The following is a 24,092-nucleotide window of genomic DNA, read 5'->3' on the forward strand; positions in this document are numbered from 1 at the left end:
ATATATTTTTAAACCTTGATTGTAAAGTTCATTGATAAAAGTCTACCATTTAAGCAAAATTCCTGTCTTATCATCTCTTTGCTTCAGCCTTGGATATATCCTGCATTCTGCATCGTCCGATTCTCGTTTTTCCACTTCTTTGACCAATCCATCTAGTCCATGATCAAAAGCTAATTTAGCTGTTTGTCTCCAGCCTCTCTCTTCCTCTATTTTCTGTGGTAAAAGCAGTCCATCACTGACAAGCAGTATCCCCTTTACCTGGTGAAGAGGGACTCTTCCATGCGAAAGATAAGCAAGAGCATTCTCGCTTCCATCTAAGATGCCGTATCCTTCTGGTGTGTTTAGTAGTCCCCTATTGCGGAGGAGAATAGGATTGACTTTTTCCCTTACATCTTTCAGACTTATTTCTGGATTTTTCTCTCTTAAACGCACCATTTCCTCAACTGCAAGGCTGTCAAAATACTGAATAGCATCATGTGTAACACTGTATACTTCTTCGTTTTTAAATTGGAGAAATAACATACAATCCCCTGTGTGAACGTATTCTAGCATGCTTTTTTGAGCATGCAGTTTTATCGTAGCAAGCCCTGTGGTACTCCGCTGCTTTTTAGGGATTTCGCGAAGTGAGCGGGATGCTATTTTTCCTATATTTGCTTCATAGTAATCAACCATTGTTCTGCCAAGTGTTTCATTAGCATTTTTGATCGTAGTATACAGACTGCTGTAATGCTTCATCTCCGTTAGTTGTTTGTGAAAAGTTTGGGAAGCTAGATATCCTGGAGTACCTCCAAGTCCTGTTGCTCCATCAATCGCAGCAAAGACCTGTGCTTCTTCATTTACAACACAAGCATCTTCGTTCACTTGTTTGTCACCTTTGAGATATAATTTTTGTATTTTCATATAGTTCTCCTTACTATGTTTATTTAATTAAACACACGTAAACCCGCTCCAATAATGCCCTGATCATTCTTAAGTTGACAGTTTTCAATCGCACGTACTATATGTTTTTGCTCATCTAGTAAATAGGGACGTAATTTATCCTTAATTAACTCTACCAACATTGGATTATAGATTGCTACACTTCCACCAAAGACAATTTTTTGGGGATCTATAATACTATTTAGCATATATATTCCTTGGGCGATCGAAAAAGCTGCTTGCTCTACAACTTTCTGTGCTTTTGATTCTCCTTTGTAAAATAAATCAAATACATCAGCAGTTGTTAAATTATCATCGTTATATAGCTCTTGAGCCTTCCTTGCAATAACTGGGCCTGATGCTACTTTTTCCAATCGTTCTAATTTACCTGCTACTTCCGATTCAACTACAGGTATTAGACCAAGCTCCCCAGCAAAGCCTGCCCCACGTATAAATTCTCCATTTTGTATAATCGAACAGGAAATACCTGTACTGATTGTAACATATACAAAAATACTGTCTTGAGGCATTTCCGCTTTCTTCCATTCGGCATATGCTGCCATGTAGACATCATTATCTATAGAAATACGATCTACAGAAAATCGTTGCTGTAACCTTTCAGCTACTGGAAAATTGCTCCATGGCAAATTGTTTTGAAATATAGCCATGCCCTTGGCCGTATCAACTTTCCCGGGAACGCCTACCCCAATGCCATGGATGTCTGCTAAGGGTATACTAGAATGACCAAGTAAATTCTCTACACATGTACAAACTTGAGAAAACATATTTTCTCTATCTGAAGCATCACTTTCTATCATCTCCTTTTGGATCAAATCACCATTTTCATTTATTATTCCTGCAGCAACCTTCGTACCACCAATATCTATCCCCAATGCATTTCTCATTCATTTCTCCCTCTTTCCTAAATTTTTATAAGTCTCCAGCTCGGTATTAATTTATAAGCTCACAAAAGAAGCCTTTTTTATTTTTCTAATGTAGGTTTAACTGGTCTTCCTGCAAACAATTGCTCTCCATCTGTATAACCCTCTTCTCGTCCTGCTAACTCGTGGATTAATTGACTTCTTCTAGCATTTATTTGTTTCTCATAGTTCGAATCGCCTGTTTTATTTGTTAGCTCATTAGGATCTTCAACTAAATCAAAAAACTGCTCATCTCCTGTTTGGGAAAACCAAATATATTTCTCTCTGCCATCCGTTATATAATGATAACTTTTTATTCCATGTTCATGCTCCCCATGGATGTAATCCCGCCAATTGTTATGTTCATTTTTCCATAAGGATAGCAAACTATTTCCTTCAACACTTGAGGGAACTTCAATATCTGCTATATCTAACAGAGTCGGCATGATATCTCTTAACTCGGCAACTTGATCAATTTGTATATTTTTATTCAGACCTAAACTATTGCCTGGATCTGCTAGAATAAAAGGTACTTTTGCACTCCCCTCATATGGAAGCGTCTTTCTATATAAATTATGATCTCCCAATAGCTCTCCATGATCAGATACGAATAAAATAATGGTGTTATCGTATACTCCATATTCTTGCATCGCTATTAAAAAACGGCCAATTTGATGATCAATATGGGTAATTAAGGCATAATAGGCAGCTTGAGCACGTTTCAATCTCCATTTTGGCACAATTCCTTCAGAGGTGACAGGATTTAAGCCTGCTTTTGTATCATCTTCCTCGTTAGCCCAATTACCTACAGCGGGTGCAGGCAAATCAAGATCTTCAACCTCAGCCCACTTGTACTCATATTCCGGACCTACAGCATTTGTTATAACTCCATTCAACTTAGGTGATACTAACTTAGCTGAGGCAGTTTGATAGACTGGTGCAATAGCGGCTGTATTGAGAAGAATTTTTTCCGCTTCAAGTAAAGCTTCATATCTCTCTACAGGCTTTGTTGCAAGTTCGCTTTGAGTTCTTGCAAGTATTTCATCGTATTTTTCAACAGAATAACCCATCTTATTCGTGTTCTCATCTGTGATCCACATACCTAGAAAAGTAAATGGATCTTGATAATCAGGCGCCCACCCTGTGAACTGCAAATCATAATCCATGCTCTTATCCAGAGTAGTCAACTGCTCAAGGGGCACTCTCTTAATTGTTATAGACAGTCCAGGTAGATTCTTCTCTAGCTGGTTTGCCATATACTCACTTATAAACTTCGAATCACCACTATCGCCTGATAGGTATTCCAATTCAACGGAATCCCTCCCTATCTCTTCCAAGCCTTTTTTCCATAACTCGCTAGCTTCTTCAGCATCGTACGTAACTAAATCCCCGTTTATATCCCGAAAATCCTTTCCATTCTCTGGATGTGCTGAAAACTTTTTAGGCACAAGCCCATTCGCTGCGATTGAACCGTTATTTAAAATGTTATCAACAAGCGCTTCCTTATCAAAAGCTCTGCTAATTGCTTTTCGAATATTACTGTTACCCAAAGCTTTTGTTCGTTCCTGGTTCATTTTCAAGTAAAAAACACTTGCTTCAGGAGTAGTTACAAAATCATCCCTTGATTGAAACTGATCTACTAAATCCGAAGACAACTCAGCCCGGTCAATTTCTCCCTTTTCATATAAATCAACGATTAATTGATTATCTTTTGCCACATTATAATTAAATTCTTCTATTGAAACTTCTTCTGCATCCCAATAGGAAGCATTTTTCTCCAGCTTCCATGAATCTGAAGTACTTTCCCATTCCGTCAGTTTATACGGGCCATTAGAAAGAAGGTATTCGCTACTCGTCCCGTAATTGTCCCCTGATTTTTCAACAAACTCTTCATTTAAAGGCCAGTTAAATATCCCAAATGAAATTAATGATTCAAAGTACGGAATTGGCTTTTCGAGAGTAGCTACTAATGTATGATCATCCTTTGCTTCGATACCTAAATCGCTCACTTCTTTCTTACCTTCACTTATCGCTTTTGCATTCTTCACTACGCCATTCATTAAATATGGTCCATACTCTGAACCTGTATCCGGATTAATAGCCCTTTGCCATGCATAGACAAAATCATGTGCAGTGACAGGATCCCCATTTTCCCATTCGGCATTATCACGAAGGTGGAACGTCCATTTCAGACCATCGTCACTAACTTCACTTTGTGTTGCAATACCTGGTACCTTTTCTCCCTTTTCATCTAAACGGAATAACCCTTCTGTTGTCATTGATAAAAATTGGTTGGAAACTTGATCATTTGCCAAAGTTAGATCCATTGTTGTAATTTGTTCACTTTTAGTTAAGTGTACTATCTGTTCATCAACATTACTAACCTTTCCATCATCTGTTGAAGATTCGGTAGCGCTATTGTTACATGCTGTAACCAAAACAAATAAGCCACATAAAACGATTAAAAATAAAAAACTTTTTAATAAACGTAGCATGATATCCCTCCAGTAAATATTTTACTAAATAAATTATAATTGGTTAGGATTATACACGTTCTTTATTTATAATGCATTATTTTTAAAAAATTTAATTTATTGATTATTTTTATTGTAATTAGCTTTATTTTAAACTATTATTAGTAATAATATAGTACAAGTAAAAGTTTATTTTTATAAATTAGGAAGTAAATTTTTCAGTAAATAAAAGGGGATTTAAATATGAAACCTACAACAGCCATTTTAATTGGCGCAGGAGATCGTGGAGCTAGAGCCTATGCGCCTTACGCTTTAAAAAATCCACATGAGCTTAACATTATTGGGGTTGCCGAACCAAACGAATTAAGAAGAGATAAGATGAAACAAGAGCATAACTTGTCTACAGAGGACTGCTTTCATTCCTGGGAGGACTTGCTTGCAACAGAGAAAACAGCAGATATAGCCATCATTTGCACAATGGATAGAGAACACTTTGGGCCTACAATGAAAGCATTGGAGCTTGGATATCATGTCCTATTAGAAAAGCCAATGTCACCAGACCCCAAAGAATGCATCGCAATGGAGCAACAGGCAGAAAAGTATAATAGACAACTAACAATTTGCCATGTACTTCGTTATACAGACTTTTGGTCAACAATAAAAAAAGTTATTGAAGAAGGTAAAATTGGTGATGTGGCATCCATTCAATTAAATGAAAATGTTGAAGTTATGCACATGTCACACAGCTTTGTTCGCGGAAACTGGAAAAAGAAAGAAGACTCAAGTCCGATGATTTTACAGAAATCCTGTCACGACATGGATATCATTCGTTATGTTATGAACAAAAAGTGCGAACGAGTTAGCTCTTATGGATCGCTCATGCACTTCCGCAAAGAAAACATGCCCACTGGAGCACCAAAACGCTGTCTTGATGGATGTCCAGCAGCTCAATCCTGCCCATTTCATGCAGGGAATTATTATCTTGGCGAAGGTAGAGGATGGGCAAGAAAGTTCACTGAAGACACATCAAACGAAGGCATTATTAAAGCTTTATACGAAACTGATTATGGAAAATGTGTCTATCAGCTTGATAACGATGTTGTTGATCACCAGGTTGTAAATATGGAATTTGAAGATGGAGCTACAGCAACGTTCAGTATGTGTGGATTCACACGTGAGCAGACAAGAACTGTTCAGATCATGGGTACCAAAGGGGAGTTGCGTGGAAATATGACAGAAAATCAAATATCCTATTATGACTTCCTTACAAAGCATGAAACAATCATTAAATTTGATCCGCCAACTGGCGGACATGGTGGCGGAGATTTAGGCATCATGCGTGACTTCTTAATCGACATTCAGCAAAGTGATAGAAGTAAAAGTGTTTCCTCTGCAAGTAATTCGTTAAGCAGCCATTTAATGGCATTCGCCGCTGAAGAATCACGTTTAAGCCATGGCACGTCCATCGAACTGGATACTTTCTATAATAATTTATCAAAACAATACAGTGTGACGGAGTAAGTATGATAAAATAAATAGAAGAAACTTGAACGAGTGAAATAGGTGATCATGTGGCAACCATTAAAGATATCGCGACAAAAGCAAAAGTTTCACCCGCAACCGTCTCACGAGTGTTGAATTATGACGCTTCTCTTTCTGTTGCAGACGAAACAAAAAGACGTATTTTTGAAGCTGCCGAAGCCCTTTCCTATAAAAAACATTCTGTTAAGAAACACATAGGGGAAAAGATAGCAATTGTTCATTGGTATACAGAATCAGAAGAGTTGAACGACCTTTACTATCTATCCATTCGGCTTGGGGTTGAACAGCGATGCAAAGAGCTTCAATTGTCTCCGGAAATGTATTTCTTCGATACGATTGATGATATAAATCCTGATCAAATTAAAGGATTAATTGCTATCGGCAAGTTTAATTCCAAGCAAGTAAAGAAGCTCAAAGCGATATGCCCTGCGCTTGTCTTCGTGGATCAGTCTCCGAATGAAGATATATACGATTCTGTAATTATTAATTTTGATCGAGCCATACGAAAAATTATTGACCATTTTATCGAAAACAACCATACATCTATTGGGTTTATTGGCGGAAAAGAACATATAAGAGAGAAAGCTTTCAAGGAATACTTAACGGAAAAGGGTTTTTACAACAATGAATCAGTATACGTTGGTTCCTTTTCAGTGGATGAGGGTTATCGCCTAATGAAAAAAGCAATTGAGGAACTTAGCGACAGGCTACCCACAGCGTTTGCAGTTAGTAGTGATGTCATGGCAATCGGCTGCATGCGCGCCTTACATGAGGCGGGAATTTCCATTCCAGAGAGAGTAAGTATTATGGGAATAAACGACATTAGTGTTTCTAAGCATCTTTATCCCCCATTGAGTACAATACGTGTATTTACCGAACTAATGGGAGAAACGGCGGTTAATCTCTTGTTAGAAAGAATTGAAGGAAGGGAAATTGCCAAACAGGCCGTTGTCTCCACAGAAGTAATCGTACGAAAAAGCGTCAAATCAATATGATTTGACGCTTTTTTCCATGTTAGCTTATATAATTATAATGTAATAATTAACTTACAAAGAAGGGTAGTACGCTCTGGAATTTCACTTGCCAAAATATGTTCATTTTTTGCATGAATTCCTTCTCCGACAGCACCAAGGCCGTCAAGGGTGGGAACTCCTAAGTTCGCAGTAAAATTACCATCACTTCCCCCTCCAACCGATGCCTCTTCCAACTCAAAATTAAGATCTTTAGCAATATGCTTTGCTACTTTAAAAAGCTTCCCTGTCCTTTTGCTCCTAACCATTGGCGGGCGGTTCATTTTTCCCTTTACTTTCAAAGTTACTCCCTCTGTTCTGGGCTGAAGATGGCGGATGAGTTGGTCCATTCTCTTTTGCTCCTTCAATGTCTTTACCCGTACATTTACTCCAAGGGTAGCAGAATCCGGCACAACGTTCAACTTACCCCCACCCCTAACAGTTCCTACATTTACTGTGGTTCCCGAAGCATAGTTTGTTAATTCTTCTAAAAGAATGATTAGATGTGCAGCTTCTTTTTGCACTCCTGCCATCTCTGTGATGATTTCCAGCATGCGCTGCTTTGCCTTTTATATCGATTATATAGCGAGAAGAGCCTTTGCGTGCTGTTTTTAATGCACCAGTTTCTGCTACTGGTGGTTCCGTTACTAAAACAACCTTACTGTTTAAGGCTTCTTTCTCAATTATCGGCTTTGATGTAGGACTTCCTAGTTCTTCATCACTTGTACATAGAAATACTATTTTTTTATTTAGGGAGAGACCTAAATCCTTACAAGCTTTCAAAGCCCAAATTGCTTGAACCAATCCAGCCTTCATATCCAGGATTCCAGGTCCGTATACTTTGTCCCCTTTTACTTTATACCGAAGATCTCCCTTGTCCCAAACGGTATCAAAATGGGATAATAGGAGGAGCGTTTCCTCTCCCTCACCAAATTCAAACCGCAAATGATCTCCGTATTTTTTCTCTTTGATTACTGTTGCCTTATAGCCGAAATATCGCTGAAATAATAGTTGAATATTTGCTTTGCATATATCTGTTAATTCTTTATTTATGGAGGGTGAATCACTTTCTACGAGTAGTTTTATATCCTCCAGAATTCTTTGTTGATTAACTTCCATGAATTTTTTTATTTGGTCCATCTCCATGTTTTGTCTCCCTTACCAATGAAAAACTGGCAGATTTAATGTAAAAAAGGAACACTTTCCAGATTAACAAAGAAGTGTCCCCTTTTCTTTAATTATGCGTGTTAAATTCCCGATTCCACACCTGTTATCATTCCATGCACTTTCTCCACTTCTTCATCAGCAACAATTAGATAATAAATGCCATCCATCTTTGTGCCAGTTCCCTTCATCTGATAGTCAGTGAAGTTTTTTCGAGTACTTTTATACTGGGAGAGCATGTTTTTCATGTCATCAAAGTCCAGATTTGTTGCCATATTATTACCAAGCACATCAATCATTCCATTGATTTTCGTAACAGAGCTTACAGATGCTCCTTTATTTACAATCCCTTGGATTACTTGACGTTGTCGCTTTGTTCTGCCAAAGTCACCATCTGGATCCTGTTTTCTCATACGAACAAAGTGCATCGTTTTATCTCCATCCATTTCGGTGGGGCCAAAACCAAATTCGTACTTCCCGTCATCCCATGCGATATCATTGTATACGGTGATGGAACCAAGTTGGTTAACTACTTCTTCCAATCCTTCCATATTCATTCTCACATAGTAATCCAGATCAATATCCAGGAAATTCTCCACGGTTGCAACTGACATATCACTGCCTCCAAATGCATAGGCGTGATTAATTTTATCTTCAATTCCTTTACCTACGATCTCTGTTCTTGTATCGCGCGGAATACTTACGAGCTGCATTTTATCATTTTTAGGATCCAAGGTTAAAACCATCATGGCATCCGAACGACCTTTGTCATTTTCACGCTCATCTACACCTAACAGGAGTATATTTAATACTTCTGCATCTTTAATTTTGACCTTTGTCTTCTTAGTATCAATTGCTTTAACAGGTTCGTGCATTTTATCATTTAATGTGGTTTTAGCATTATGGTATATCGAATAGGCGTAACCTCCGATACTTAATACTAGTAATAGAATTACTGCTATAGAAACTTTAAGCCATAAACTTTTTTTCTTTTTTTTCTTACTCGTTCTTTTCTGATCCATGTTTACTCTCTCCATTATTATATGTATTTCTCCAAAGCTCTTTCTATTATACACTACTCTTTCAGTTTAGAATACTCCTATTTTTGACAGAATTTACATAATCAATTGCTTACTAGCAAACTTCAATTCTTGCGTAGTTGGAGGAAACTGCGACCTAACTAAGAATATAGAGACTGCGTAAATCACCGCTACGGGGAAATATTCCGCTTTCCGCGGGCGGCCTGCGAGCCTCCTCGAACTTCACTAACGTTCCGTTCTGTGGGGTCTCGCTAGTCTCGCTTTTCCCGCAGGAGTCTCCATATTTCCCCTTCGCTAAGGTGTAGATCTCAAAGCTATTTCAGATAAGAGCCACTTATTCAATTCTTAAATACCTCAAATTAATCAATAGCACATACCAATTGATTGGAGCGGAAGGGGGCGACTCCTGCCGGAATAGCAAGAGCTGAAGACCCTGGACGGAGCGTAGCGGAGGAGCGGCTGAAGCCTTGCCGGCGGAAAGCGTCCCCCTGCAGTGGAAATCAATGGGTCCATTCACCTTCTTAAAATGAGATAAACTACTACCAAGTTACGTCGGAGTTTATATATTTTACGACTTACTTTAAAACTCCACACATGTAGAAAACGCAAAAAATCATAGCTGATAGTTTCCCTATGTTAAAGGTAATACCAGCTATGATTCTAGTTATCATGAAAAAGTTATTCTGCTCCTACGTCTGCCCATTTGTATTCATATGTTGCTCCAAATGGATTTACATGGACACCTTTTACTTTTGGTGAAACTAATTGAGCACGAGATGCTTGATATAGTGGAGCTATAGCTGCATCTTCAAAGAGAATCTTTTCTGCTTCAAGGAAATTCTCATAACGTGCCGGATTGTCTGTAGCTAGCTTTGTTGCTGTATCGCCAACTAGCTGATCATATTTAGAGTTAGAATAACCCATCTTATTATTTCCGCTTTCTGTTGTCCATAGATTCATGAAAGTAAATGGATCTAAGAAATCGGGACCCCAGCGAGAAACCTGTAACTCATAATCCATATTGTCGTTAAGATCCAGACGTTGTTCCTTAGGTACTTGTTTTAGATTAATTGTTAAACCTTCAAGATTTGTAGACAACTGGTTTGCAAGGTATTGTACCATTGTTTTGGTTGTCTCATCATCATCTGTTAATAATTCCAATTCAACTGAATCGGTACCAAGCTCCTCTAATCCTTTTTTCCATAGCTCTTTAGCTTCTTCTACATTATATGTGCTAAGATCGCCACTCACTTCCCTGAAATCTTCACCAGATTCAGGCATTGGAGTAAAGTCTACTGGAATTAGTCCGTTTGCTACAATCGAGCCATTGTTTAAGATTTGATCTACTAATGCTTGCTTATCGAAGGCTCTGTTCATTGCATTTCTAATATTCTTATTTGCTAACGCTTCATTGGTAGTTTGATTATACTTCATAAAGTATACAAAGGTATCTGGTGAAATCACATAATCTTCATTCGTTGCGTATTGGTCAACTAGATCTGAAGTCAAATCAACACGATCTACTACTCCAGACTCATATAAATCTACTGCAGTTTGTGGGTCTTTTACGACTTCGAATTTTAACTGATTCATCTTTACTGAATCCGCATCCCAGTAATCTTCGTTTTTTTCTAACGTCCAAGAGCTGCTAGTGCTTTCCCAATCTGCCATCTTATATGGCCCATTAGCAAGCAATGCATCTGAGCTGGTTGCATATTTATCTCCCTGCTCTTCAACAAATTTTTGATTTAGTGGAAAGAAAGTACCAAATGTAGTCAATGATTCAAAATATGGAGTTGGATTTTCAAGTTCAACTACTAATGTATAATCATCTTCTGCTTTTGCACCTAATTCTTCAACTGCCTTCTCACCTGAACTGATGGCAGTTGCATTTTTAATAACACCATTCATCATATAAGGCCCATATTCTGATCCTGTGTCAGGATTAACTGCACGTTGCCATGCATATACAAAATCATGTGCTGTAACAGGGTCTCCATTTTGCCATTTTGCATCTTCCCTTAAATGAAACGTCCATGTTAGACCATCATCACTAACTTCATGTTTTTTCGCGATTCCTTCTACCGGTTTCGCGTTTTCATCCAAGCGGTACAAGCCTTCTGTAGTTGCTGCTAAGTAAATAAAAGATGATTCATCTGTTGCAAGCGAGGAATCCATAGAAGGAATGGTTTCCGGGTTTATAAAGCTAAGAACTTTTTCACCTTCTGCGGCCGCTTCCTCGTTTACTTCACTGCTTGTCTCTTTTTCTCCTGATGTTTCTTCTGCTTTATCACCAGAACATGCTGCTAATACGCCTAGTAATAGACCTACTGCTAATAAAATCATCCATTGCTTCAACTTCATGTAAAAATTCCCCCCTGGTTGTTTTTTCTATATTCAAATAAATTGAATTATTAAGAGTTATTATATAGTTAATCTTATATAAAAGTAAAGAGTTTTTAGAATAATTTTGTAAATCATACTCTCTTTTCCAGATTTTTCGCTGTAGCACTTTTTTCTACTTCTTTGTGATTTCGATAGGTACCCATTGTTTTATCAATAGAGCTATGAGTAACTCCAAACCAATAATTCTCATTTTTGTAATGATGCCAAAGATGGATTTTTTTTAAGCTTTTTCCCTAATGTAGTGGATGGATGAATCGGTTTATGTGCTACATAATGCTTCCACTCATAATATTTATTAGCTTAAGCCGTTGCCTTTATAGCTTTAAGCAAGATCGCTTATCTTTCGTCTATACACCAATCCACTTCGGTTTGTCCTAATTTTTTCAAGTGTTGGTTTGTACGTGAAAAGGGCTTGCTGCCGAAAAAACCGCGTCTTGCAGAAAAGGGACTCGGATGGGGAGATTTAATAATAGAGTGTTTCTTAACGTTAATTATCTCTTCTTTACTTTGCGCTGCCCTTCCCCAAAGGATATAAACGATTGGATGGTCCTTTTTGTTAAGAACTTCAATAACTCGGTTAGTAAATGTTTCCCAACCTTTATTGCGATGGGAGTGCGGCTCTCCTTTTTTCACAGTCAGGACGGTATTTAGAAGCAATACCCCCTGCCTTGCCCACTTTGTTAAATCTCCATGATCAGGTCTTGTACATCCAATATCATTCTCTAATTCTTGAAAAATATTTTTTAAGGATGGCGGTACTTTTACATCTTTATTTACTGAAAAACTGAGGCCTTGCGCTTGATTGGGGCCATGATAAGGATCCTGCCCCAAGATGACGACCTTCACATCTTTAAATGGAGTCAGATGTAATGCGTTAAAGATATCATCCATTGGTGGGTAAACAATATTATTATTGTATTCAACTTTTAAGAATTCTCGCAATGTAATATAGTAGTCTTTCTCAAACTCTTCTGCCAGTAAATCAGACCAGTCGTTTTTCAATATTTGTTTTTGCATTCCGTTCTCTCCTTCTATTAACTTCTCTATAAGTTTAACGTAGAACCCGTTAGTGAAGCTAATAACAACAAAAGCTAGTAATAAAACAAGAGTTTGTTACTAAACTTTTATAAGTAGAAAGATTTAATTTTAAACCGCTTTCTAGGATTCCGTTACTATTTATCACAATCTGATTAAATAAGGATGATTTTCCATGATCAATCTGATAAAGTAATAGTATTATTTACACGGAATAGAGGTAATTTTCAATTATTAACCAGTGAGTGGGTGAAAGATAATGAAGGAGTTACGCCTCCCTTCTAATTGGTTTGCAGGGATCCAATGGTTGTTCTTTATCTTTTCAAATATTATCGTTATCCCTATAACAATTGGTGCCGCGTTTGCCCTTTCACAGGAAGAAACCGTTCCATTGATTCAGCTTTCCTTTATAGTGACTGGGATTGCCTGTATCTTACAAGCTTTTTTTGGCCATCAACGCGCCATTATGGAAGGACAGTCAGGGCTGTGGTGGGGAGTAATTTTAACAGTAATCACAACTGCTTCTGCACAAGGTGCCTCTATGGAAGTAGTAGGTGGCAGTCTAACAGTAGGTGTTCTCCTATCCGGTGGTTTGACTGTGTTGATTGGTTTAGCAGGATGGGGGCCAAGGTTAGCTTTATTGTTTAACTCCTCCGTAATGGGTGTGTTTATGTTTTTATTTGGCTGTCAGCTGATTGGGATTTTTATGAAAGGGATGCTAGGGATTCCTTTTGGACAGCAAACACCATCTGGGCATATTAATGTGCCTATATCGCTGTTATCAATTTTAATTGCTATCATTGTTATTATTATAACGGTTAAGGCCCCAGCACCGATAAGTCGTTATAGTTTGCTAATTGGGATCATCGTGGGTTGGATTTTATACGAAATTGTTTTTAATCCGAACAATGGCATAAATTCAACACAATCGGGAAGTTATGAAATCTTTCCATTAGGTAGTCCAACATGGAATAGCGGCATTGTTATCACTGCTGTTTTAACCGGCTTATTAAATACAGCAAATACGTTTGGTGCACTAAAAGGCACGGATGAATTCTATGGCCGCCATACCACCAAGCGGCAATATCGTGCGTCTTTTACCCTCACAGGAATTTTCACTGGTATTGCAGGTTTATTTGGACTTGTTCCATACGCACCATACGTTTCATCCATCGGTTTTCTCAAACAGACATCGATTTATAGAATTCTTCCCTTTGCCTTAGGAGGCGCCATGTTTTTAATGATGGGGCTAATTCCCATCATTGGGCAGTTCTTTTCCTTACTTCCACTAAGTGTTGGAAGTGCTGTGTTATTTGTCGCTTATCTTCAATTATTAGGTTCATCATGGAATTTCTTTAAAGAAGTAGAATTCAGTACAATGAATGTTTATAGGTTAGGTATACCTATTTTTTGTGGCATCATCATCATGACAATGCCCGAATACAATTTTGAAACACTACCTGACACAATACAACCATTAATTAGTAATGGCCTATTAGTCGGTATCATGCTTTCTTTAATAATGGAAAATGTGTTTAAGGAAAAAAAGAGTCAAAAGAAAAATGGCTCAAAAGACTTGCAAATTAAGGTTTCCAATGAGTACAACAAAACGCAAGCCGGAAAATAAACTTCCGGCTTGCGTTTTAGATGTTGGGAGTTAGTTTCGTATCGATATCTTCCGTCTTCTCCAGGTAATGATCTCCAAAAAGCTTCTTCATTTTTCTATCAGCTTGTCCTTTCACCTCATCGTCAATACTTGAGATTACTCGGTAAACAGCATAAAGAATGACACTTGCATCATCTGCTAAACCTGCTACAGGGATAAAATCCGGAATTGCGTCCACCGGAAGAATTAAATAACCCAATGCCCCAGCAATTGTTAACTTATCCTTCTTTGAAGTTGCCGGACTTTTAAAGGCATAAAATAGTAATAAACTATAGTAAGAAATTTTAATTCCTAACTTTTTGGCATACTTTCCTAATTTATCTTTAAACGCATGTTCCGTAAAATAAGAACTTTTGCCTTTAATCGCTTCCTCAGCGTTAAATTCTTCTAATTCTGGAGAGTGCTTTGCTTTTTTCTTTTTGAACATAATTGTCCCTCCTTCTTGCCAAGCTATTTCTATTATACCTGAATTTCGACATAAAAAAACATACCAGCTCGCAAGCTGTATTTTATAAAACCTAGCCTTCCTCCCTTATATCCCCCTATACAAAAAAGATAAAATTGTTTAGTATAATAATAGAATGATATACATATTATTTTCAATAACTATGTAAGCGCATACTTATCTTGATACTTGGGAGGGTTAATGATGGAACTAGGTCTTTTTCAAAAACAATCAATGAACTTAGTTATGACAACAGAGCTTAGGCAATCAATTGCCCTCTTACAATACTCAGCGTTAGAATTATCGCATTATATTCAGGAACAGGCTACGGAAAATCCATTAATTGAGTTGGAAGAACCAACGCTTTACACAGATGATTATTATGAAAAAGGCTATGCTGCTTCAAGGACAAGGAATTCACAAGACAACAATTTTAATCCTTTGGCATCTATTGCCAGCAAAAGCCCCAATCGGTGTGAGGACTTACTTGAACAAGTAAATTACCTATCCATTACGGAACAAGAACAAAAAATAATGAAATATATCATTCTTAATTTGGATGATCATGGTTACATACCTATACAAGATAGAAATATAGCTGAAGATCTTTCTATCTCGACAGATAAAGTGGCGAGGGTGATAGATAAATTGCAGCAACTGGAACCGATAGGCGTTGGGGCCCGAAACCTGAAGGAATGCCTAACTATTCAGGCCAAACACTATTATCCGGATAAACCATTGCTTACGCTTGTCATTGCAGAATACCTTGACCTTTTAGCTGATAGAAAGTGGCAAGAACTAGGTAAACTGCTTCAAATCTCTAATGAAGAATTAAGTGAGTTAGTTAGTTCAATAACTTCCCTTCACCCCAGGCCCTATTCCGCAACCATGGCTTCAGATACACAAGTACTTTATCCGGATGTCTCTATAGAGAAAGTGAATGGCGAATATACAATTATTTTTCATGACCCATTTATGCCAAACCTGAGAGTGAATGAAGGTTACCTTCACTTGAAGCAAACCCATTCAAAAGCAGGAGCTTATATAAGAGATAATTACCATAAGTACAAATGGTTGATAAAAAGCATAGAGCAACGGAAGACTACCATTATAAATATTACAAAGGCTATTGTGGAAAGGCAGCAGCTTTTTCTTGAGAAAGGTTTTACTCACTTAAAGCCAATGACCTTAAAAGAGATTGCTGACCAAATAGGAATGCATGAATCAACTATTAGTCGGGCAACAAGCAATAAAGTAATTCGTACACCGCTGGGTTGCTTTGAAATGAGAAAGCTTTTCACCGCAAAAATTGGTGGCAATAATGGGACTGAGGTATCTGCGACTCAGATAAAACTCCGCTTAAAGCAATTAATACAACAAGAAGACAGGAAAAAGCCCCTTTCTGATCAAAAGCTAGCCGATCATTTTAAGAAAGAGAATGGCATCACAATATCACGTCGCACGATTGCCAAATATAGAGAAGAATTAAATATTCTTTCCTCATCCAAAAGAAAAACGATTGGCTGACATCCTGTCCGTTTAGCCAATCGTTTTTTAATTTATTTTCTCAGAGATGGTTATTTACGTTTTGACAGAAGCCCAATACATTAGTACTGAGCTCCCTGATTCCACTTTCGTTTCATTACTTCTTTCCTGGCATAAATCAACAGAATAATTGCAACTAAGCCTTCTGATATTGGCAATGCTAACCAAATTCCCATCGTGCCTAACCAAGCTGGCAGAATGAGCAATGAGGCAATTAATAGAATAAATCCTCTGAACAATGTAATCCAAATGGAAGGTCTTACATAACCGATGGATTGATAATAGGTCATATAAATGAAATTTGTCCCCATAAAAAGATAACCTATAAAGAAAAGCTTTATTCCACTTATCGCGAGCTGGCGTATTTCCTCTGTTGCTACGCCGAATATAGAAACAAGGAAATCCGAGCCTACATAACCGATAAGAATAAACACAATACCAAGCCCAAATCCAGTTATTTCTGCAATTTTTACTGTTTCTTTAATGGCATTGTATTTTTTTGCCCCATAGTAATAACTGATCATTGGTTGAATGGAAGACCCTATTCCAATAAAGGCCAAAAACATAAAGGTATGCAAATAATTGATCACAGAAAATGCGGCGAGTCCAGTCGTACCAGCGTAATAGGCCATTCCAAGATTATATCCCATTACAAACACGCCCGTACCTGCCTCAGAAAGAAAGTTTGGAAATCCGAGCTTGGAGATCGGACGAATGAGCGATTTTCTGAAACGTATTCTGGTAAATCGCAAACCTGCATCTTTATTGAAAAAATGCAGCAAATAAACGAATAAACCAGCAACTGTTGCTAGCACTGTTGCTAATGCTGCCCCTTTTACTTCCCAATCCAAAATAAATATCATCCAATAATTCAGGACAATATTTAGTACAGCGGACACAATAAGTCCAGCCATCGCCAGCTTTGGAGCTCCATCATTACGGAGAAAAATACTAACAACGTTTTCCCAGGCGATGATAACAGACGTTGAACTACCCGCCACTTATTTAACCTCGCGGTCAAATTGAAGTGGGGGATTCCTAAGTACAGAAACCCAACGGTCTCTACTTGATTAGGCGATCTCCACAGTTCCTGCGGTTAAGAGGCGGAGTGCCGCGTTCAAGTCCCGGTCATGATGCGTTTGGCAAGAAGGACAGTCCCATTTACGCAAGGCAAGGTTTTTGATGTCCTTATGCTGATGACCACAGTTGGAGCATAATTGGCTGCTTGGGAATGTCTTTGAAACAACGACAACCTGCTTTCCGTACCATTCGGCCTTGTATTCCAGCATCGTACGAAAAGTCGACCAGCTTGCTTCACTGATTACCTTTGAAAGCTGTCTATTTTGCAGCATATCTTTCACCTGCAAATCCTCAATTCCGATGATGTCGTGGTTTTTGACAATTTCGGTGGAGAGTTTATGCAGGTAATCGTTGCGTTTATTCATGATTTGCTCGTGCAGGCGGGCGACTTTTCGGCGCTGTTTCTGGTAATTGTGAGCCTCTGCAAGTTTGCATTTGCGGCGGAGAGCACCTTTACGTCTTCTGGACAGGATCCGTTGTGCCTTGGCCAGCTTCTTCTCCAGTTTGCGTACATGCCGTGGATTTTCATGACGGGTTCCGTCTGAAAGAACGGCAAATTCCTTCAGCCCAACATCGATGCCGACCGCAGATCCTGTTTTCGGCAGTTCCGACACATTCGTTTCCACCAGAATGGAGACAAAGTATTTACCGGAAGGGTTGCGGCGAACGGTCGCATTTAAGATACGGCCTTCAACTTCACGGCTTTTTGCAAAACGGACAAGTCCAAGTTTCGGGAGCTTCACATGGTTGCCAACAATCGCAATATTACCGTTTGTATGCCGGGTGACATAGGACTGGACTGGATTGTTTTTCGATTTAAAGCGTGGCCGGTCATTCTGTTTACGGAAGAAGCGATCATAAGCATCCGCTAGGTTCTTCAATGCGGATTGCAGGGAAATGGAATCCACTTCCTTCAGCCAGATGGATTCTTTCTTTAGGACGGTAAGTGCTTTGGAACAAAGGCTATAGGTAAGGCCTGTACCCGTTTTTTCATAGGTTGTGTTCCATTCCTCAAGGAAATGGTTGAACACAAATCGACTACAGCCAAGTGTTTTGGCAATCAATACCTCCTGTTGATGATTCGGAAAGATACGGAATTTATACGCTTTATGTACAGCGCCCACCTCCCTAATAAGAATATATGTTCCCATTATACTACACTATCTTATTGGTTGGTAGGAGATGTCGAACAATTGAGGCAGCATACGCTGCCCCTTGTCCGAAGGCGATTCATCTCCCACCTACTCACTGGGCTGCGCCCTTCACGTTCCTTGAGGATGGGAGTATTCTCGCCTATTTTCGGATAAATTAGCCAATTGCTCTGAAGCTAAATAACTCACGCCCCCAATGATACTGATGCTAATCGTAATTAAGAGCATGGAAGTTGTGAATATTTGCTTCGCTTCTTCGCTCTTACCGGCACCCGTAGCCATAGAGTATAACGTACCTCCGCCAATGCCGATTAACAAAGAGATTGATATAATGACTGACCACACTGGTACAGCAACGTTAATACTTGCAAGTGCAACAGAACCAATACCGTTTCCGACAAAAATGCCATCAACCACAATGTTGACCGACATAAGCATCATTCCCAAGAGTGTAGGAATAAAATACTGAAAGAAACTTCTGACGACACCTTGAGAACCAAGTTTTTGCTCTGCGATACTCATAATAACGTCTCCCCATCTCTCATAATACTGTCTATTTTAGAAGGTTTATAAAGGGAAGTCCATTTTGAGTGCTTTTCGGTAGATCGCAACTACTTTTTGAATTGAGAAAAGGATTATTTTATAAAAAAGGTTAAACAGTAAAAGAAAGGGACATAGCTTAAGATAATATTTTATTATAATAAGTTATACATTTGCCCAACGTGAAAGAGAAGAAAAAAGGTGTTATCATTTACTTGGATGCTCTTTTTCCTTTTAACGTGCAGGCAATGATGTAGGTAAAGAGTTAATCAATTAAAATAGGCATCAGACGTAATGATGCATGGAGGATTTATTATGACTATCGACTACCAAGAAAGAATCAACCAACTAAAAAACAGTTTAACAGAAAAAAATATTGACATTGCTTTAATCACCGACCCATCCAATGTGTTTTATTACACTGGGTTTAACTCGGACCCTCATGAGCGTTTCATGGCCTTTGTTGTTGATAATCGTACACAGGACTTAAAGCTTTTTGTGCCAGCACTAGATAAAGAAATGGCTGACCAGGGTTCAGTAATTAAAAACAGTATTCCTATTTCTGATGAGCAAGATCCCTTTGTTGTACTGAAAAGTGAACTCGGTGAAAATACCGACAAAATTGGTGTAGAAATGAAACATGTCACCATGTTACGTCACCAAAAGTTACAAGGTGTTTTCCCTAAAGCTTCCTATGAGGACATACAGTCAAATATTAATCATCAGCGCCTGAAAAAATCCAGAGAAGAAATCAACTACCTTCAGGAAGCTGTAGATATTATTGAAAAAGTTCTTGAAGAAGGAATTAAGAAAGTAAAGATTGGCATGACAGAAGCTGAACTTGCAGCTGAACTCGAGTTTCTTATGAAAAAATTTGGAGCTTCTGGCCCTTCCTTTTCTACCATTGTATTAGCTGGTGAAAAGTCTGCCCTTCCACATGGTGTTCCAGGAGATCGGGAGTTCAAAAATGGTGACTTCCTCCTAATTGATTTTGGAGTAATTACACCAAAAGGATATTGTTCTGATATCACGAGAACGTTTGTGATTGGAGAGGCATCAGACAAACAAAAAGAAATCTATAATATTGTACTGGAATCCAACGAAGCAGGTATTCAAGCAGTAAAAGCTGGAGTGCCATTGAAAAACTTTGATATCGCTGCAAGAAACGTAATTAATGAAAGTGGCTATGGAGATTATTTTCATAATCGAGTTGGACATGGTTTGGGAATCGAGGTACATGAAGAACCTTCCATTCATAGTAATAATGAAGAAATTGCAGAAGCCGGCCTCTTTTTCACAATTGAACCAGGCATCTATCTGCCGGAACTTGGTGGAGTAAGAATTGAAGATGAAGTGTTTATTAATGAGAATGGTCAAAGAAAGGTTCTAACCTCCTTCCCGAAAGAGCTAAAAATATTATAAAGAGAAAGCTGCCCTTTGTTCGAAATGGGGCAGCTTTTCTATATTTTTTGCTGAACGTATTTATTTTTTAAGTAATTCGGATTATAGATAAACTTCGAAGTAACTATAAGTATTGTAAATTACTGTTTCTAAAAGGTACACTACTAAAATATATCTTAATACGTTTTGATGATCATCAACCGCCATTGATTTCCATTGCAGATGAACGCTTTCACACCTCCGGGTACAAGTGCGACATCTGCTCGTTACCTCGCAGTGTCTTCTTTGCCGCCCGGCAGGAGTCGTGGGCCAACAGGACGTTGGTCATGCAATCGTTGCCATAGGAGGTGGCGTTCTTAGATTGCCATCTTCCATTCCAATCAATTGGTATTGTTCTTTTATTTTAGAGAGTTAGAATACAGTCTATAGCGAAGGGGAAATATGAAGACTCCTGCGGGAAAAGCGAGACTAGCGAGACCCCACAGAACGGAACGTTAGTGGAGTTCGAGGAGGCTCGCAGGCCGCCCGCGGAAAGCGGAATATTTCCCCGTAGCGGTGATTTACGCAGCCTCTATATTTTTAGTTAGTTCGCACTTTATTCCAACTCTGTAAGATTTGTTTGTATTAGATAACAGTTTGTAACTCTATCATTAAATCTGTTCTTGTATAGTGTAGCATTGCCGATCTTTCTGGTTTAACAGCCCTTTCTCATGGGAAATGCTCACTAACACAATTTTGAGGAGGGGTATTATCAAACGATTTATAATGATTTCCATTCTTTTTATTACAGCATTATTTATAACAGCTTGTGGCCAGTCAGAAAACGAAAATGCGGATGGGGAAAGTAACACAACTGGTTCCGAAGAGCAAAGTAATCAAACAGAAGACATGGAAAACGAGGATAATCAAGATACAGAAGCAGATAATAATGACCAACAGTCTTCTATTGATCCCAATGAGGAGGATATTAACAAAAAATTAGAGGACATAGATTACAATGAATTTGAACTTGAAGTTAATTATCCGGATAACAAAGAATATGAGGCAGAAATAGAGTATGATAATAAGCAGCTCACTGCCCAATTAAATAATGAATTGGAAGAGAACAATATGAATGGTAAGGCAGCATTTGATCAGCTTTACCCAAATGTTACAAAATTAACTATTAATAAAGATACAAATAAAGATCAAGCTATTAAAGAAATTTTAGAGACGTTTGACTTGGATAAAGAGTACTTAGATTTTGAAGTACAATTAACTTTAAAAGATGGAACTACCATTGAATACGAGGATGAGAAAACATCTTCTTAGATTAAAAGGTTGAGTATGGATAATCCTTATGGAGCAACGATTTGCCGTTGCTCCTGTTTTTTATATCCACCATGCTATAATAAATATAGAAGATCGATTAAGATGAAAGGTGGAATAAACGTTGTCAAAAAAGGGCATAAAACGTCATGAGGTATTAAAACCGCTATCTCGACATCATATGATTGGTCTACATCTAGCATTAAAACTGAAGCGAGCCGGAACGAAAGAAAGCAGATGGACTGTCGATCAAATTATCCAGGATGCGGATCAATTCTGGAAGCCGGATGGACTTCGCCACTTTAAAGAAGAGGAAGAATTTCTTCTTCCCGCTTTTGCTGAAGCGGGCGACTTAGACCACCCTCTCATCCAACTCATGCTTGAGGAGCATGAAAAAATCCGAGCAAATATGGATCTCCTTTTGCAGCATTCAATGAAGATATCTGAGATGCATGAACTCGGACACTTACTGGAGGAACACATCCGAAGAGAAGAGCGCGAAATTTTCCCTATGATAGAACAAGCTTTACCAGAAGATAAGTTACAACAACTTGCCCCTTACTTACATTAAACTGGTAGCTATCTCACCAGTATTAGCTATTCTCACAAGTATGTAATTGATACGCTCAGTAGCTTTTTCCCTCATATGAGAAAGTGGCTCTATCGTTTGATAGAACCACTTTTACATTCGTCCAGATTTTATAATAGTATAGATCATTAAAATAAACAATAACACTGCAATAACGGTTCCAATTTCGATAATTGGCAAATCCCAGAGCATTGTCGTCTGGCCAGTGATGGCCGCTCCAATAATAAGGCCTGCCATTAAGATGCTAAATGACAGCAATATAATACTAAAGGAAAGGCGATTAATAATGCGATCCAGACGATGCATCACTGATTCCAATTGACTGACATTTATATCAAGCTTTACTTTACCTTTTTTTATAACAGACATAATTTCTTTCATGTCTTTGGGTAAGTTCGTTAAAATATCAGCACTTTCCATCAGTTCCTTAATAGATCTTCCCATTAAATTCTTCGGATGGTAACGCCTTCTTATCAGTTTTTTCGCATATGGTTCAACTGCTTTCATAATACTGAAATCAGAATCAAGTCGATTAATTACTCCCTCCAGAATGAGAATCACCTTGCTAAGGATGGAAATTTCAGCTGGAATAGCAACTTTATGATGATAAGCAATCGTAAATATTTCCAGAATAATTTTACCCAAGCTACTTTGATTTGCCAATGTCTCTTCATATTTTAACTGAAGATCATCTAAATCACGTTTCAAACGTTTTACATCTGTATCTTCATGCATTATGTCCATAGATGAAAAAGTTTTAATAATGGCATCTGAATTTCCATCCTGTAAATGGATTATGATGGAAGCGAAATGGTAATTTAATTCTTCACTAATTCGTCTTGCCATGCCAAAATCCAGAAAGGCTACGGTATTTCCTGGCAGAACATAAATATTCCCCGCGTGAGGATCACCATGAAAAAATCCATGGTCTACAATTTGTTGGAGCATTGCATCAACGAGACGTTTTGCAATTTGTTTGCGATCATAGCCTTGCTTATCTATTTCATCACATTTTGTTACTTTTATTCCTTTTACTAACTCCATCGTCAATACTTTCTCACTGGTAAATTCCCAATATATTTTCGGAATATAAACGGTTGGATCATTAGTGAACTGTTTGGCAATTCGTTCATTATTCCGCCCTTCCCTGATATAACTTAATTCATTGCGCAAGGAGTCTGAAAACTCTTCAATGATGTCCAGGATTCGGTATCTCCGTGCCCAACTTGTTCTTTCTTCCAATAATCGGCCAAGTCCTTGAACAATTTCTAAGTCTGTCTCCATTCGATGTTCAATATCAGGGCGTTGTACTTTGATAGCTACATCTTTTCCGTTATGTAATTTCCCCACATGTATTTGGCCAATAGAAGCAGTTGCCAGTGGTTCCTCATGTACATACTGAAACAGGTGGTCCATCGAATCCCCAAGTTCTTCCTCTACAATTCGTTGGACCTTATCAAATGAAAAAAACTGTACATCATCCTGCAACTTTTCAAGTTCTATAATGATTTCCTCAGGTAGGGCGTCATGTCGAGAACTTGCAATTTGACCAAGCTTGATAAAAGTTGGTCCAAGCTCTTGTAAGGTATTACGAAGCTTTCGACCAACATGTTGCAAATTAACATTAGCTGCTGTTTGTGTGTCTTTAGCTGCCCCTCTTTCCGTCAGACCAATACGGAACAGTACGTGACTAAATCCATTACGAATAAGCGCATTAATAATTTCCTGATACCGCTTGGTGTGTCGAATTCTTTTTCCTAACATTTCATCATTCTCCTCCACTTTGCAAGATACCATTGTACTAATTCCCTATACAGGTACATTGAAACAAATTATAGCTATTGAGAGATTTTTCTGA

General features: G+C 38.3%; 20 protein-coding genes and 1 pseudogene. 7 read left to right on the forward strand and 14 right to left on the reverse strand.

Annotation, left to right across the window (positions count from 1 at the left end; translation table 11 throughout):
* Window positions 1-42: 42 nt before the first annotated feature.
* From X953_RS14350 to X953_RS14360, 3 genes are all read right to left on the reverse strand, one after another.
* Window positions 43-900, reverse strand: a complete 858-nt coding sequence (locus X953_RS14350; protein WP_040956204.1) for a protein phosphatase 2C domain-containing protein — start codon at window positions 898-900, stop codon at window positions 43-45.
* A gap of 23 nt (window positions 901-923) precedes the next feature.
* A complete protein-coding gene (locus tag X953_RS14355) occupies window positions 924-1,823 on the reverse strand; it encodes an ROK family protein (protein WP_040956205.1) in 900 nt (299 codons plus the stop codon).
* Between the two features lie 77 nt (window positions 1,824-1,900).
* Window positions 1,901-4,333 (reverse strand): ABC transporter substrate-binding protein, encoded by a 2,433-nt coding sequence (locus tag X953_RS14360; protein ID WP_084715708.1) that lies wholly within the window; start codon window positions 4,331-4,333, stop codon window positions 1,901-1,903.
* Between the two features lie 222 nt (window positions 4,334-4,555).
* Here X953_RS14360 and X953_RS14365 point away from each other — a divergent pair, with 222 nt between their 5' ends.
* Both X953_RS14365 and X953_RS14370 read left to right on the forward strand, forming a co-directional pair.
* Window positions 4,556-5,833, forward strand: a complete 1,278-nt coding sequence (locus X953_RS14365; RefSeq protein WP_040956206.1) for a Gfo/Idh/MocA family protein — start codon at window positions 4,556-4,558, stop codon at window positions 5,831-5,833.
* Between the two features lie 50 nt (window positions 5,834-5,883).
* Entirely contained in the window at window positions 5,884-6,849 is a 966-nt protein-coding gene (locus X953_RS14370; RefSeq protein ID WP_040956207.1) for a LacI family DNA-binding transcriptional regulator, read from the forward strand.
* A 32-nt stretch (window positions 6,850-6,881) separates the two neighbouring features.
* Here X953_RS14370 and X953_RS20555 read toward each other — a convergent pair whose 3' ends face one another.
* The 6 genes and pseudogenes from X953_RS20555 to X953_RS14390 form a co-directional block, all read right to left on the reverse strand.
* Complete coding sequence (locus X953_RS20555; protein ID WP_369792702.1) at window positions 6,882-7,418, reverse strand: M20/M25/M40 family metallo-hydrolase; 537 nt, start codon at window positions 7,416-7,418, stop codon at window positions 6,882-6,884.
* Window positions 7,300-8,010 carry a M20/M25/M40 family metallo-hydrolase gene (locus X953_RS20560; RefSeq protein WP_369792703.1) on the reverse strand — a complete coding sequence of 237 codons (711 nt, stop codon included), beginning with the start codon at window positions 8,008-8,010 and terminating at the stop codon, window positions 7,300-7,302. The genes X953_RS20555 and X953_RS20560 overlap by 119 nt, the downstream gene beginning before the upstream one ends.
* Before the next feature lie 101 nt (window positions 8,011-8,111).
* Entirely contained in the window at window positions 8,112-9,050 is a 939-nt protein-coding gene (locus X953_RS14380) for an LCP family protein (protein WP_040956208.1), read from the reverse strand.
* 696 nt (window positions 9,051-9,746) lie between these two features.
* Window positions 9,747-11,432 carry a peptide ABC transporter substrate-binding protein gene (locus tag X953_RS14385; protein WP_040956209.1) on the reverse strand — a complete coding sequence of 562 codons (1,686 nt, stop codon included), beginning with the start codon at window positions 11,430-11,432 and terminating at the stop codon, window positions 9,747-9,749.
* Window positions 11,433-11,545: 113 nt separating this feature from the next.
* Window positions 11,546-11,762 (reverse strand): annotated as a pseudogene (locus X953_RS20265) (fatty acid hydroxylase); the annotation flags it as partial.
* A gap of 48 nt (window positions 11,763-11,810) precedes the next feature.
* Window positions 11,811-12,491, reverse strand: a complete 681-nt coding sequence (locus tag X953_RS14390) for a uracil-DNA glycosylase (protein WP_040956210.1) — start codon at window positions 12,489-12,491, stop codon at window positions 11,811-11,813.
* Between the two features lie 277 nt (window positions 12,492-12,768).
* Here X953_RS14390 and X953_RS14395 point away from each other — a divergent pair, with 277 nt between their 5' ends.
* A complete protein-coding gene (locus X953_RS14395; protein WP_040956211.1) occupies window positions 12,769-14,136 on the forward strand; it encodes a uracil/xanthine transporter in 1,368 nt (455 codons plus the stop codon).
* 16 nt (window positions 14,137-14,152) lie between these two features.
* Here X953_RS14395 and X953_RS14400 read toward each other — a convergent pair whose 3' ends face one another.
* Window positions 14,153-14,602, reverse strand: a complete 450-nt coding sequence (locus X953_RS14400; RefSeq protein WP_040956212.1) for a YkvA family protein — start codon at window positions 14,600-14,602, stop codon at window positions 14,153-14,155.
* A 222-nt stretch (window positions 14,603-14,824) separates the two neighbouring features.
* On the opposite strand from X953_RS14400, the gene rpoN reads away from it, so the two are divergent.
* Complete coding sequence (gene rpoN, locus X953_RS14405; protein WP_040956213.1) at window positions 14,825-16,147, forward strand: RNA polymerase factor sigma-54; 1,323 nt, start codon at window positions 14,825-14,827, stop codon at window positions 16,145-16,147.
* Window positions 16,148-16,227: 80 nt separating this feature from the next.
* Here the strand turns inward: rpoN and X953_RS14410 are convergent, their stop codons facing one another.
* The 3 genes from X953_RS14410 to X953_RS14420 all read right to left on the reverse strand — a co-directional run bounded on the left by X953_RS14410 (window position 16,228) and on the right by X953_RS14420 (window position 18,918).
* Window positions 16,228-17,166: an MATE family efflux transporter gene (locus tag X953_RS14410; RefSeq protein WP_232217702.1), complete on the reverse strand. Its 939-nt coding sequence runs from the start codon at window positions 17,164-17,166 to the stop codon at window positions 16,228-16,230.
* A gap of 69 nt (window positions 17,167-17,235) precedes the next feature.
* On the reverse strand, window positions 17,236-18,396 hold the full coding sequence (gene tnpB / locus X953_RS14415; RefSeq protein WP_052350145.1) for an IS200/IS605 family element RNA-guided endonuclease TnpB: 1,161 nt from the start codon (window positions 18,394-18,396) through the stop codon (window positions 17,236-17,238).
* 111 nt (window positions 18,397-18,507) lie between these two features.
* Window positions 18,508-18,918: an MATE family efflux transporter gene (locus X953_RS14420; RefSeq protein ID WP_040956214.1), complete on the reverse strand. Its 411-nt coding sequence runs from the start codon at window positions 18,916-18,918 to the stop codon at window positions 18,508-18,510.
* Window positions 18,919-19,251: 333 nt separating this feature from the next.
* Between X953_RS14420 and X953_RS14425 the strand changes: the two genes are divergently transcribed.
* From X953_RS14425 to X953_RS14435, 3 genes are all read left to right on the forward strand, one after another.
* Window positions 19,252-20,358 carry an aminopeptidase P family protein gene (locus tag X953_RS14425; protein ID WP_040956215.1) on the forward strand — a complete coding sequence of 369 codons (1,107 nt, stop codon included), beginning with the start codon at window positions 19,252-19,254 and terminating at the stop codon, window positions 20,356-20,358.
* A 744-nt stretch (window positions 20,359-21,102) separates the two neighbouring features.
* On the forward strand, window positions 21,103-21,648 hold the full coding sequence (locus X953_RS14430; protein WP_040956216.1) for a YusW family protein: 546 nt from the start codon (window positions 21,103-21,105) through the stop codon (window positions 21,646-21,648).
* 121 nt (window positions 21,649-21,769) lie between these two features.
* Window positions 21,770-22,216: a hemerythrin domain-containing protein gene (locus tag X953_RS14435; protein WP_052350146.1), complete on the forward strand. Its 447-nt coding sequence runs from the start codon at window positions 21,770-21,772 to the stop codon at window positions 22,214-22,216.
* A gap of 111 nt (window positions 22,217-22,327) precedes the next feature.
* Here the strand turns inward: X953_RS14435 and X953_RS14440 are convergent, their stop codons facing one another.
* Window positions 22,328-23,998 carry an AarF/ABC1/UbiB kinase family protein gene (locus X953_RS14440; RefSeq protein WP_040956217.1) on the reverse strand — a complete coding sequence of 557 codons (1,671 nt, stop codon included), beginning with the start codon at window positions 23,996-23,998 and terminating at the stop codon, window positions 22,328-22,330.
* Window positions 23,999-24,092: the final 94 nt, after the last annotated feature.

This window comes from Virgibacillus sp. SK37 (assembly GCF_000725285.1).
Lineage (GTDB): Bacteria > Bacillota > Bacilli > Bacillales > Amphibacillaceae > Virgibacillus_Q.